Source organism: Prauserella shujinwangii, assembly GCF_003001955.1.
Classification (GTDB): Bacteria; Actinomycetota; Actinomycetes; order Mycobacteriales; family Pseudonocardiaceae; genus Qaidamihabitans; species Qaidamihabitans shujinwangii.
Genome location: NZ_PVNH01000003.1, coordinates 542855 through 554846 on the forward strand (window position 1 = coordinate 542855; position 11992 = coordinate 554846).

The 11992-nt window shown below is 72.4% G+C and carries 12 protein-coding genes; 5 read left to right on the forward strand and 7 right to left on the reverse strand.

Annotated elements, in window-relative coordinates; translation table 11 throughout:
• Positions 1 to 32 precede the first annotated feature (32 nt).
• A complete protein-coding gene (gene aceB / locus B0I33_RS09250) occupies positions 33 to 1640 on the forward strand; it encodes a malate synthase A (RefSeq protein WP_106178129.1) in 1608 nt (535 codons plus the stop codon).
• Between the two features lie 78 nt (positions 1641 to 1718).
• On the opposite strand, the gene B0I33_RS09255 is transcribed toward aceB, so the two are convergent.
• Positions 1719 to 2279, reverse strand: a complete 561-nt coding sequence (locus tag B0I33_RS09255; RefSeq protein WP_106178130.1) for a TetR/AcrR family transcriptional regulator — start codon at positions 2277 to 2279, stop codon at positions 1719 to 1721.
• Positions 2280 to 2366: 87 nt separating this feature from the next.
• Between B0I33_RS09255 and B0I33_RS09260 the strand changes: the two genes are divergently transcribed.
• Positions 2367 to 2822, forward strand: coding sequence for a nuclear transport factor 2 family protein (locus B0I33_RS09260; protein WP_106178131.1), 456 nt, complete (start codon positions 2367 to 2369; stop codon positions 2820 to 2822).
• 21 nt (positions 2823 to 2843) lie between these two features.
• On the opposite strand, the gene B0I33_RS09265 is transcribed toward B0I33_RS09260, so the two are convergent.
• On the reverse strand, positions 2844 to 4097 hold the full coding sequence (locus B0I33_RS09265; RefSeq protein ID WP_106178132.1) for a glycosyltransferase family 4 protein: 1254 nt from the start codon (positions 4095 to 4097) through the stop codon (positions 2844 to 2846).
• A gap of 70 nt (positions 4098 to 4167) precedes the next feature.
• On the opposite strand from B0I33_RS09265, the gene B0I33_RS09270 reads away from it, so the two are divergent.
• Complete coding sequence (locus B0I33_RS09270; RefSeq protein WP_106178133.1) at positions 4168 to 5943, forward strand: glycoside hydrolase family 2 protein; 1776 nt, start codon at positions 4168 to 4170, stop codon at positions 5941 to 5943.
• Here B0I33_RS09270 and B0I33_RS09275 read toward each other — a convergent pair.
• From B0I33_RS09275 to B0I33_RS09295, 5 genes are all read right to left on the reverse strand, one after another.
• Positions 5910 to 6353 (reverse strand): hypothetical protein, encoded by a 444-nt coding sequence (locus B0I33_RS09275; protein ID WP_106178134.1) that lies wholly within the window; start codon positions 6351 to 6353, stop codon positions 5910 to 5912. The two genes, B0I33_RS09270 and B0I33_RS09275, sit on opposite strands and share 34 nt — an antisense overlap.
• 47 nt (positions 6354 to 6400) lie before the next feature.
• Positions 6401 to 7969 carry a 1,4-alpha-glucan branching protein domain-containing protein gene (locus tag B0I33_RS09280; RefSeq protein WP_106178135.1) on the reverse strand — a complete coding sequence of 523 codons (1569 nt, stop codon included), beginning with the start codon at positions 7967 to 7969 and terminating at the stop codon, positions 6401 to 6403.
• Positions 7966 to 8742, reverse strand: coding sequence for a class I SAM-dependent methyltransferase (locus tag B0I33_RS09285; RefSeq protein WP_106178136.1), 777 nt, complete (start codon positions 8740 to 8742; stop codon positions 7966 to 7968). Before B0I33_RS09285 ends, B0I33_RS09280 begins: the two co-directional genes overlap by 4 nt.
• Positions 8743 to 8767: 25 nt before the next feature.
• Positions 8768 to 8947: a hypothetical protein gene (locus B0I33_RS09290; RefSeq protein WP_106178137.1), complete on the reverse strand. Its 180-nt coding sequence runs from the start codon at positions 8945 to 8947 to the stop codon at positions 8768 to 8770.
• A 76-nt stretch (positions 8948 to 9023) separates the two neighbouring features.
• Positions 9024 to 9863, reverse strand: coding sequence for a DegV family protein (locus B0I33_RS09295; protein ID WP_106178138.1), 840 nt, complete (start codon positions 9861 to 9863; stop codon positions 9024 to 9026).
• Between the two features lie 275 nt (positions 9864 to 10138).
• Between B0I33_RS09295 and B0I33_RS09300 the strand changes: the two genes are divergently transcribed.
• Together B0I33_RS09300 and B0I33_RS09305 are read left to right on the forward strand one after the other, a co-directional pair.
• Entirely contained in the window at positions 10139 to 10924 is a 786-nt protein-coding gene (locus B0I33_RS09300; RefSeq protein ID WP_106178139.1) for an electron transfer flavoprotein subunit beta/FixA family protein, read from the forward strand.
• A gap of 17 nt (positions 10925 to 10941) precedes the next feature.
• A complete protein-coding gene (locus B0I33_RS09305) occupies positions 10942 to 11901 on the forward strand; it encodes an electron transfer flavoprotein subunit alpha/FixB family protein (RefSeq protein ID WP_106178140.1) in 960 nt (319 codons plus the stop codon).
• Positions 11902 to 11992 lie beyond the last annotated feature (91 nt).

Sequence of the window (11992 nt, forward strand, 5' to 3'; positions counted from 1 at the left end):
CATCCCCTAGGACACCCCCTCGGAGGGACGAGATGGCTGACACGCTGAACTACCGGATCGACGTTTCCGGCCCCGCGGGCGAGCGGTTCGACGAGATCCTCACCCCCGCCGCGGTGGACTTCGTGGCGCGGCTGGACAACGCGTTCGCCGGCCGCAGGCGTGAGCTGCTCGACGCGCGCAGGCGCCGCCGCGAGCGGCTCGCCTCGGGCGAGGAGCGCCTGGACTTCCTGCCGGAGACCGCGCGGATCCGCAACGACGAGTCCTGGACCGTGGCGGCGCCCGCACCGGGTCTCGAGGACCGGCGCGTGGAGATCACCGGCCCCACCGACCGGAAGATGACGGTCAACGCGCTCAACTCCGGCGCGAAGGTGTGGCTCGCGGACTTCGAGGACGCGCTCGCCCCGACGTGGCAGAACGTCATCGGCGGTCAGCTGAACCTCTACGACGCGATCCGGCGCAACATCGACTTCACCACCGAGGGCGGGAAACGGTACGTCATCGGGGACGAGCCGGCCACGATCGTCGCCCGGCCGCGCGGCTGGCACCTGGTGGAGAAGCACATCCGGATCGACGGCAGGCCGGTCTCGGCCAGCCTCGTCGACTTCGGGCTGTACTTCTTCCACAACGCCCGCCAGCTGCTGGCCCGCGGCAGCGGCCCGTACTTCTACCTGCCGAAGCTGGAGAGCCACCACGAGGCGCGGCTGTGGAACGACGTGTTCCGCTTCGCGCAGCGCGAGCTCGGCATCCCGCAGGGCACCATCCGGGCGACGGTGCTGATCGAGACGATCACGGCCGCGTTCGAGATGGACGAGATCCTCTACGAGCTGCGCGAGCACGCGGCGGGGCTGAACGCGGGGCGCTGGGACTACATCTTCAGCGTCATCAAGAACTTCGCCGACGCGGGCGCGGACTTCGTGCTGCCCGACCGGGCGCAGGTGACGATGACGGTGCCGTTCATGCGCGCCTACACCGAGCTGCTGGTGCGGACGTGCCACAAGCGGGGCGCGCACGCGATCGGCGGGATGGCGGCGTTCATCCCGAGCCGGGACCCGGACGTCAACGCGAGGGCGCTGGAGAAGGTGCGGCAGGACAAGGAGCGTGAGGCCGGGGACGGCTTCGACGGCTCCTGGGTGGCCCACCCCGGCCTGGTGCCGGTGTGCCGCGAGGTGTTCGACGCGGTGCTGGGCGGCTGGCCCAACCAGCTCGGCAAGCTGCGCGAGGACGTCGTGGTGACCGCGGAGGACCTGCTGGACGTCGCGAGCGCGGGCGGCGAGGTCACCGAGTCCGGGTTGCGCCAGAACATCAACGTGGCGCTGCGCTATGTCGACTCGTGGCTGCGCGGCACCGGCGCCGCCGCGATCTTCGACCTGATGGAGGACGCGGCCACGGCGGAGATCTCGCGGTGCCAGGTCTGGCAGTGGATCCGCAACGGCACGAAGCTGGCGGACGGCACGGCCGTCACCCACGAGCTGGTGGAGCGGCTGCTGGACGAGGAACTGGCCGGGGTGCGCGCCGACCTCGGCGACGGCAACCGGCTCGACGAGGCGCGGGAGATCTTCGTGGAGTCCGCGCTCGGCGAGAAGCTGCCGAACTTCTTCACCACCGCCGCCTACGCCCGCCATCTGACCGACTGCCGCTGACCCCGCCTCCCGCGGCGGTCAGTGAAGGCCACCTTCACTGCATTGGGCGCAGTGAAGGTGGCCTTCACTGCTTTCGGCTCAGGGGTGGGGGCGGGCGGTGGTGAGGAGGGTTTCGGCAGCGGCGCGGGCGGTGCGGGCGGCCCCGGGGTCGGCCCGGATCGCGGCGAGCGCGATCGCGCCCTCCACCAGCGTCAGCAGTTGCTCGGCGAGCCGGTCCGGATCGGGCACGTCCAGGCGCCCGGTCAGGGTGCGCAGGTAGTCGCGGACGGCGTCCTTGTGCCGCCGGGCCGCCGCGGCGACGGCGGGTGAGTCCGCGCCGAGCTCGCCGAACGAGTTGACGAACGCGCACCCGCGGAACCCGGGCTCGGCGAACCAGGTGCGCAGCCAGTCGAACACGGCCAGCGGCTCGTCGCCGTGCGTGGCGACGTAGTCGGCCAGCGACCGCCGCCACCGCTCGTCCCGCCGCTCCAGATACGCCTCGACCAGGCTGTCCTTGGACGGGAAGCACTGGTACATCCGCTTGAGCGAGACACCGGAGCGGCCGCGGATGACGTCCATCCCGACGCCCCGCACCCCGTGCTCGTAGAACTCCGCCTCGGCCGCGTCGAGCAGCCGGGCGGTGGCCTCCTGCTGATCCATGTCCCTCGATCCCTGGCGCGGAGAACGGTCGTTCTCTACGATAGCGGACGAGCGGAGAACGACCGTTCTCCGGATGAGGAGGAGCTCATGTCCCGCCCGCCGTTCCCGCCGTTCGACGAGCAGACCGCGGCCCAGAAGGTCCAGGCCGCCGAGGACGCCTGGAACACCAGGGATCCCGAACGCGTCGCGCTCGCCTACACCGAGGACTCGGTGTGGCGCAACCGTGACCGGCACGTCGTCGGCCGGGCCCAGATCGTGGAGTTCCTGCGCGAGAAGTGGGCGCGGGAGCTCGACTACGCGCTGCGCAAGGAGCTGTGGGGCTTCCGGGGCAACCGCATCGCGGTGCGCTTCCAGTACGAGTGCCACGACAGCGCGGGCCAGTGGTGGCGCAGCTACGGCAACGAGCTGTGGGAGTTCACCGACGACGGGCTCATGCGCCGCCGCGAGGCCAGCATCAACGACGTGCCGATCACCGAGGCGGAGCGGCGCATCATCGGCCCGCGCCCGGACGGCGAGCGCGGCAGGCCGCTCCCGGTGTTCTGACGGCCCGCTCGCTCACGCGGGTCACGGCTCGAAGGCGTTGCCGGTCGCGATCTTCGGGCGGGCCAGCTCCTGCGGCCCGCCCGGCCTGGCCCGCCGGTACACCTCCGCGGTCGCGGCGGCGATCCGGGCCCAGTCGAAGTCGGCGGCGAGCCGGGACTGCGCCGTCGCGGCCCGCCGCTCGGCGGCCCGCGCGTCGGCGAGCACGGCGTCCACCGCGTCCGTCATCGCCGGAACGTCACCGGGGGAGAAGGCCAGCCCCGTCTCGCCGTCCACCACCACCTCGCCGAGGCCGCCCGCCGTGGAGGCCACCAGCGGTGCCTTCGCGGCGGCGGCCTCCAGCGCGACGATCCCGAACGGCTCGTACCGGCTGGGCAGCACGACGGCGTCGGCGGCGGACAGGACCGCGCGCAGGTCCCGGTCGGACAGGTGCCCGACGAAGTCGATCGCCCGCACCAGCCGCAGCTTGCGGGCCTGCTCGGTGAGTTCCTGCAGGTGCCTGCCCTTGCCCGCCACCACCAGCCGGGTGCCGGGATGGCGCCTGCGGATCGCGGGCATCGCCGCGAGCAGGTCCTGCACACCCTTCTCCCACTCCAGCCTGCCGAAGTAGAGCAGCAGCGGCGCGCCGCCGGGGCTGTGCGCCTCCCTGGCGCGGCGGATCTCCTCCTCGGTGACCTGCCAGCTGCGCTCCTCGATGCCGTTGTGGATCACCGTGATGTCGTCCGTCGACAGCTCGAACAGGTGCGCCACCTCCCGGCGCATCGCCTGGGAGCAGGTGATCAGCGCGTCCGCCCGGTTGGCCAGCCACCACTCCACCGAGTGCACCTGCTGGTTGAGCGGATGCGACAGCCACCCGGAGTGCCTGCCCGCCTCCGTGGCGTGGATCGTGCCGACCAGCGGCACCCGCGCCGCCTCGGCCAGCGCGATCGCCGGGTGCGTGACGAGCCAGTCGTGCGCGTGCACCACCTCCGGCTGCCACGTGCGCAGCAGGTCGGTGCCCGCGCGCACCATGGCGTGCCCCATCGCGAGCGTCCACGCGACGAGATCCCGCTCGAAGGTGACGTGCATCGGGTCCTCCGCGACCCGGATGATCCGCACACCCTCGACGACCCGGTCGGTCCTCGGGTGGGTCTCCGCGTCCGTGCCCGCGGCGTGCCGGCACAGCACCACCACCTCGTGCCCGTCCCGCACCAGGTGGCGGGCCAACGCGTGGACGTGCCGGGCGAGGCCCCCGACCACGACAGGCGGGTACTCCCACGACAGCATCAGCACGCGCATGAGTGGAGGTTACTCATGAGTCCGTTCGGCCGCGGCGACGCGTCGCCCGTTGTCTGCGACCATCACGACGATGACCGTGCGACCCCCGCTCTCCACGCCCTGGACCGACCAGGCCGGCGGCGACCATGGCACCTCCTGCCTGCCGGAGTACCCCAGGCCACGGCTGGTCCGGCCGCGGTGGCTCAACCTCAACGGGCACTGGGAGTACACCGCCCGCACCGGGGACGGGCCGACCCGGCGTGGCGAGCGCATCCTGGTGCCGTTCCCGCCGGAGTCGGCGCTGTCCGGCATCGGCCGCCGCGACGAGCGGATGTGGTACCGGCGCACGTTCACGGTGCCGGAGGACTGGCCACGCGGCCGGGTGCTGCTGCACTTCGGCGCGGTCGACCAGGTCGCGACGGTGTGGGTGAACCACCAGCGGGTCGCCGAGCACGAGGGCGGCTACACCGGCTTCACCGCCGACGTCACCGGCGTGCTCCGGCCCGAAGGTGAGCAGGAACTGCTGGTCCACGCCGAGGACCTCGGCAACCGCGGTACGTTCCCGGTCGGCAAGCAGGCCAACGAGCCCGGCGGCATCCTCTACACCGGCGCCTCGGGCATCTGGCAGACCGTCTGGCTGGAGCCGGTGCCCGCGGTGTACCTGGCGGACCTCGACATGACCCCCGACCTGACCGGGGTCACCGTGACGCCGCACGTCCGCGGCGGCACCGGCGGCGAGACCGTCGAGGTGGCGGTGCGCCACCGCGACGGGACGCGGGTCACGGCCCGCACCGGGGGACCCGGAACGCCGCTGCGGCTGGACGTTCCCGAGCCGAGGCCGTGGAGCCCCGACGACCCGTACCTGTACGACCTGACCGTCCGGGTGCTGGACGCGGGCGGAGACCTCGTGGACGAGGTCGCCAGCTACACGGGCCTGCGCACGATCGGGCTGGCCGAGGACGCGGACGGCAGGCCCCGGATCGCGCTCAACGGGCGCATCACGTTCCTGCACGGCCTGCTCGACCAGGGCTACTGGCCGGACGGCGGCTACACGGCCCCCACCGACGAGGCGCTGCGGTACGACCTGGAGCGCACCAAGGCGCTGGGCTTCAACTGCGTCCGCAAGCATGCCAAGGTCGAGCCCGCACGCTGGTACCACTGGGCCGACCGGCTCGGCCTGCTGGTGTGGCAGGACATGCCGTCGCTGCCCGTCGTGCTGGAGCACCCGCCCGGCCCGCAGGCGCCGCCCGTGGCCAGGGCCCGGGAGCGGTTCGAGGCCGGGCTCGCCGACCTGCTCCGCGCGCTGCGCGGCAGCACGTCGGTCATCGGGTGGGTCGTGTTCAACGAGGGATGGGGCGAGTACGACACCGCCCGCCTCACCGCGGAGGTCAAGGCCGCCGACCCCGGGCGGCTGGTCATCGCGGCGAGCGGGGTGAACTGCTGCCACTCGCACCCGGACTCCGGCGCGGGCGACGTCTACGACGACCACACGTACGTGGGGCCCGGCCGCCCGCGGGTGCGGGACGGCCGGGCGCTGCTCGACGGCGAGTACGGCGGGATCGGGCTGGTCGTGGCCGGGCACACCTGGCCGGGTGAGCCGTTCGCGTACGAGCTTGCCGCCGACTCCGCCGCGCTCACCCGGCGCTACGTCGAGCTGACCCGCGAGCTGGAGCGGCTGGTGCGTGAGCACGGGCTGTCCGGCGCGATCTACACGCAGACCACGGACGTGGAGAACGAGGTCAACGGGTTGCTGACGTACGACCGCCGCGTCGTGAAGGTGGCCGAGCCGGAGATCGCCGAGCGGAACCGGGCGGTGCTCGCCGCGGCCCGCGCTCAGATCACGGCGAGCGTGACCAGCTCCGAGTAGGCCGAGGCGTAGACGTGCGTCTCCGGGTGGTAGACGCGCAGGGTGAGGTTCGCCGAGAAGCTGAAGCTCAGGTTCAGGAAGAACTTCCCGTTGGGGCGGCACGAGGAGGTCGTCAGGTTCACCCACGCGCCGGCCTGCAGGCTCTGCACGATGACCGGTTCGAGACCGCCGGAGGCGTCGGCGCGTCCCTTGCCCTGCGACCGCACCTCCAGCGCGCCACGCAGCTTGACCTTCTCGTTGACCTTGACGACCTTCTTGTCCACCGCGGCGTGCACCTTCAGGTCCTTCTTCGGTCCCGTCACGGCGCCCGGGGAGGCCGCGGCCGCCGCGGAGCCGAGGACCAGGACGAGGCAGGAGGCCAGCAGTGCGACGAAGAGGCGGTGTCGGGGAATCACCTTCGATGCGTCCATGTGTGCAGTGGACCACGCCATCCGGCGGCGGGATCCGGTGAATACCGCTAACGAGGCGGCGTCCCACCTGCGTGGGTGACTCGCGAGTGAGCGACCGGTTCTCCCGTGCGAGCGGGCAGCAGGGCGCGGGCGTCGAGATGGCCGAAGGGGCCGTCCTGCGCACGCAGCCGGGCGGCGACGGTGGCCGCGTCCGGGGCGCCGGAGCGGTGCAGGGCGGCGAGTTCGTCGAACCGTTCGGTGTGCACCCGCGCGCGCCGCCGCGCGTAGTCGGCGGCGGAGTCCTTCGTCACCATGAACGCCCAGTCGCTCGACAGCGCCAGCAGCGCCTCCCGCACCGCCTGGTCGGCGACCGGGTCGCGGGAACCCGGACGTACCCGCAGGTCCAGCAGCCGCCGCTGCAGCGCGGTGTTGTCGGCCACCATGTCGGCGACCTGCTCCCCGTCCCACACCCGCCAGTCCTTTCCGGACCCCCACGACGAGGCGGGCAGGTCGACCGGCGCGCCGAGGTGCCCGGCCTCCAGCGCCCCGTTCAGGGTCGTCACGTGCACCCCCGCCTCGGGCAGTGCCCGCAGCACGCCCTCCAGCCAGGCGGGCCCCTCGTGCCACCAGTGCCCGAACAGTTCGGTGTCGTAGGCCGCGACGACGAGCGAGCGGCGGCCGTGCCGCTCCCGCAGCTGCCGCAACCTGGCCACGACCGTGTCGACGAAGTCCTTGACGTGCAGCCGTAACGTGTCGGCGGCGAGCGCCGGGTCGTAGGGCGCCTTTCCGGCGGGTTCGATGTGCTTGCCGGTGACTCGCGACGGCTTCAGGCCCACCTCGTGCGCCCACGTGTGGAAGTCGCGGTAGGCGCTGTGGCCGGGATAGCCAGCCTTCGGCGACCACACCCGGTAGGTCACCTCCAGATCGCGGCCGAAGCACACGACGTCGCTGGAGCCGACCGGGCGTGCCGCGGCGGTGTCTCCGCGCAGCGAGGGACCGTCCACAAGGAACCGCCGGACCCCCTCGGCCGCGTAGCCGCCCTCCATCCCGGGGGCGTACCCGCATTCCGGTGCCCAGACGCCCTCGGGCCGGTGCCCGGTGCGCAGCCGCGTGTCGGCCAGCCCGCCGCGCAGGGCGAACGACCGGACCCGCTCGTCGAGCAGCGGCTGGAAGGGGTGGGTGAGCGGCCCGCCGAGCAGCTCGACCACACCGGAGTCCACCAGGGACCGCAGGATCGGGGAGAAACCGTGCCGCCAGCGCTGTTCGAAGTCGCTCAGCGCGGCGGTCGCCGCCCGGTACTCGTCCGCGGCGAGCGCGCCGAGCAGGCGGTCGGAGCGCCAGAGGGTCCCGGCGTGCTGGGCGCGCAGCTGCCAGTCGCCGAGCCAGGAGTGGAAGGTGCGCAGGCAGTACGGGTCGTCGAGCTGCGCGGCGAGCACCGGGGTGACGCCGAGCGTCAGCACGTCCCGCCTGCCCTCGTCCGCGAACCGGCGCAGCAGGTCCGCCACCGGCAGGTACGAGTGCGCCCACGCCTGGTACAGCCACTCCTCACCGACCGGCCACGACCCGTGGTGCGCCAGCCACGGCAGGTGGCTGTGCAGGACGAGGCAGAAGGTGCCCTCCGAGCCCGGCCCGGTCACGGCCGCACCGCCACCGCGAGGAGGTCCAGGCTCGCGTCGAGGTCGTCGCCGTGCACGGTGAAGCCGTCGGCCCGGATGGCGGCCACGTCGGCGAGCAGCCCGGCGGGCCAGCGCGCCTGGCCGGGCAGGCTGCCCAGCACCACGTCGAGCTGCGCGTCGATGATCGATCCGCCGTAGCGCTCGTCGAGCTCGCGCACGGCGGGGCCGTGGTGCAGACCGTGCAGCAGCTCCACCTCGAACCCGGCCTCGCGCAGCAGTGAGTCCAGTTCGGACGGTGAAAGTTCCCTGGTGTGGTAGGGATTCAGCGGTGTGTCACTGTCGGGGGTGAAGGTGAGCCGGTTGGGTGTGGTGACGAGCAGCCTGCCGCCGGGACGCAGCACCCGCCCGCATTCGGCGAGGAAGCCGGCCTGGTCCCAGAGGTGCTCGATCACCTGGAAGTTGGCGACGACGTCCAGGGCGCGGTCGCGCACGGGCAGGAACGCGAGGTTGGCGCGGACGGCGTGCACCCCGGGATAGCGGTCCGCCACGTGCGCCGCGGCCTGCTCGTCGTAGTCGAGCGCGACCACCCGCGCCGCGTGCCGCGCGATGAGCCCGGCGCCGTAGCCCTCGCCGCAGCCCGCCTCGAGCACGGTGGCATCGGAGCAGTACGGCAGCAGCGCGAGGTACGCGGCCTCGTGGCGCCGGAACCAGTAGTTCTCCTCCGGCACCCCCGGCACGGTGCGCTCGCCGGTGAGGTGCAGGGTCTCCGCCCGGTCGGATGGCGTCGTGGTCACACCGGCGAGCGTAACGGCGGTGCGGTCAGCGACCGGCGGGCGGCGGGGCGCCTGGCCCCTTGCCCCGGCCGCGGAGGCGGTCGACGGCCTCCTTGGCCTGCTGTCGCGTACGGGGGTCCTTGGCCGCCCGCCTCGCCTGCTCGATGGCCCGGCGGCCCTGCGGGCTGCGCGCGATCCGGACGAGCTTGCTGAACAGCGATGCCATGGTGAACCTCCACTGTGCCGGTGCTCGGCGGGCCGGCACGTACCACCAACGTGCGCGAGCGGGTGCGAGTTCCTGCTCACGCGGCCGGGGAGACGGTGATGCCCAGTGCGCCGGGGCCGACGTGCGCCGCGATGACCGTACTGGCCCGCACCAGGACGATCTCCCGCAGCTCGGGCACGCGCGATCGTAGCTGCTGGACCATGCCCAGCTCGCGGTCGGACGGGGTCGCGCACGCGATGGCGACGTCGACCGGGGCCGAGCCGGCCCGCCGCACGGCGAGGTCGGCGAGCTTGGCGAGGGCTCGCTTGCCGCCCGCGACCCTTGTCAGTGGCGCCACCTCTCCTTCGGCCACCGTGAGCAGCGGTTTCACCGAGAAGGCGGTGCCGAGAAAGGCCGAGGCCTTGCCGATCCGCCCGCCGCGCCGGAGGTACTCCAGCGTGTCGACGTAGACGAACTCGCTCGCGAACCGGTAGCGGCGGTGGGCCGCCTCGATGACCCGCTGGGGGTCGGCGCCCGCGGCGGCGGCCCTGGCCGCGGACAGGGCCGCGAAGCCCAGGCTCATGCCGGTGGTGCCGCTGTCGATGACGTAGACGGGCACCCGGATCTGCTGGGCGGCCTCCCTGGCGGCCTCCGCGGTCGCCGACATCCGCTCGGAGATGTGCAGGCTGACGATGGCGGTGGCGCCCGCGCTGACGGCGTCGGCGAAGGTCCAGAAGAAGGCCCCCGGGTCCGGCGGTCTGGTGGAGACGGGACGGCCCGAGCGCAGCATCTCGATCAGCTCGGCCCGGTCGAAACGGGCCTCGTCGTCGATGCGGTCGTCCGTCACGATCTGGACCTGGACGACCGAGATGCCCCACTGCGCCGCCATCTGTTCGGGAAGGCAGGCGGTCGAATCGGTGATCACTGCTACGGGCACAGCACCGGAGGCTAGCGAACACCCACCCGTTAGTAGTAGAGCGTTGCGCCTTTCGGTCGCTGAGCGCGCACGTGGAGTAGTCTGAACTGAGTCGGCGAGTTAGTGGAACTATCGTCCCAGTAAATCGCGATTCCAGGTGAATGCCGTCACCTCGCGGGGTCAGCGGGTGCGTTTCCGGCCTAATCTACCGGCCAGTAACGCATGTGTGCGCACGCCGAGGCACGGCCACACCGCGCCCCACCCCTGACCGATACTCAGGAGGTCGAAGGAGACCCATGCCCAACATCGTCGTACTGGTCAAGCAGGTGCCAGACACCTACTCGGAGCGCAAACTCAACGAGTCCGACCACACGCTGGACCGGGAGTCCGCCGACGCCGTGCTCGACGAGATCAACGAGCGCGCCGTCGAGGAGGCGCTCAAGATCAAGGAGGCGAGCGAGGGGGAGGTGACCGTCCTCTGCGTCGGACCCGACCGCGCCACCGACGCCATCCGCAAGGCGCTGTCGATGGGTGCCGACAAGGCCATCCACGTCTCCGACGAGTCGCTGCACGGCTCGGACATGGTGGCCACGGCCAAGGTGATCGCCGCCGCCATCGGCCGGGTGGAGGGCGTCGACCTGGTCATCGCCGGCAACGAGGCCTCCGACGGCCGGGGCGGCGCGGTGCCCGCCATGCTCGCGGAGCTGCTGGGCATGCCGCAGCTGACCCACGCCAGGCAGGTCACCGTCGACGGCTCGACCGTGCAGGTCGACCGCGAGACCGAGGAGGGCCTGACCCACCTCGAGGCCGGCCTGCCCGCCGTGATCAGCGTGACGGAGAAGATCAACGAGCCGCGGTACCCGTCGTTCAAGGGCATCATGGCCGCGAAGAAGAAGCCGGTCGAGACACTGACCGTCGCCGACCTGGGCGTGGACGCCGGTGAGGTCGGCCTCGCCAACGCCTGGTCCACCGTGCTCGAGGCGGCCCCGAAGCCGCCGCGCACCGCGGGCCAGCGGGTGGACGACGAGGGTGACGGCGGCACGAAGATCGCCGAGTACCTGGTCGGCCAGAAGCTCATCTGAGACTAAGGAGACGAAGAATGGCTGAAGTACTTGTTCTCGTCGACCAGGTCGACGGTGAGGTCAAGAAGGTCACCCTGGAGCTGCTGACCGCGGCCCGCGCGCTCGGCGAGCCGTCCGCGGTCGTCGTCGGCGCCCCCGGCACCGCGGCGAAGGTCAAGGAGACGCTGGCCGCCTACGGCGCGCAGAAGGTGTACGTCGCCGAGTCCGACGACGCGGCGGGCTACCTGGTGACGCCGAAGGTCGACGCGCTGGCCACGGTCGCGGGCACCGCGTCCCCGGCGGCGGTCCTCGTGGCCGCCACGGCCGAGGGCAAGGAGGTGTCCGGCCGCCTCGCCGTCCGGCTCGGCTCCGGCGTGCTGGTGGACGCGGTCGGCGTCAACGCCGACGGCAGCGTGGACCAGTCGATCTTCGGTGGCGCGTTCTCGGTGAAGGCCAGGGCCGCCAAGGGTGCGCCGGTCATCTCGGTCCGCCCGGGCAGCGTCGACGCCGAGCGGGCGGAGGGCGCCGCGGCGGAGGAGACCGTCGAGCTGCCCGCCGCCGACCCGGCGAAGTCGGCCCGGATCACCGGCGTCGAGCCCGCCGTCGGCGGTGACCGCCCCGAGCTCACCGAGGCGACGGTGGTCGTCTCCGGTGGCCGTGGCGTCGGCTCGGCCGAGAAATTCGAGGTCGTGGAGAAGCTCGCCGACTCCCTCGGCGCGGCCGTCGGTGCCTCGCGGGCCGCGGTGGACTCCGGCTACTACCCGGCGCAGTTCCAGGTCGGGCAGACCGGCAAGACCGTGTCGCCGCAGCTGTACATCGCGCTCGGCATCTCCGGCGCGATCCAGCACCGCGCGGGCATGCAGACCTCGAAGACCATCGTCGCGGTCAACAAGGACCCCGAGGCGCCGATCTTCGAGATCGCCGACTTCGGCGTCGTGGGCGACCTGTTCGACGTCGCCCCGCAGCTGACCGACGAGGTCGCCAAGCGCAAGGGCTGACCCGCGTGCAGTGAAGGCCACCCTGAGTGCGTCCAACGCACTCAGGGTGGCCTTCACTCGCGTTTGGGGCAGTTCACGGAGTGTGCACCGG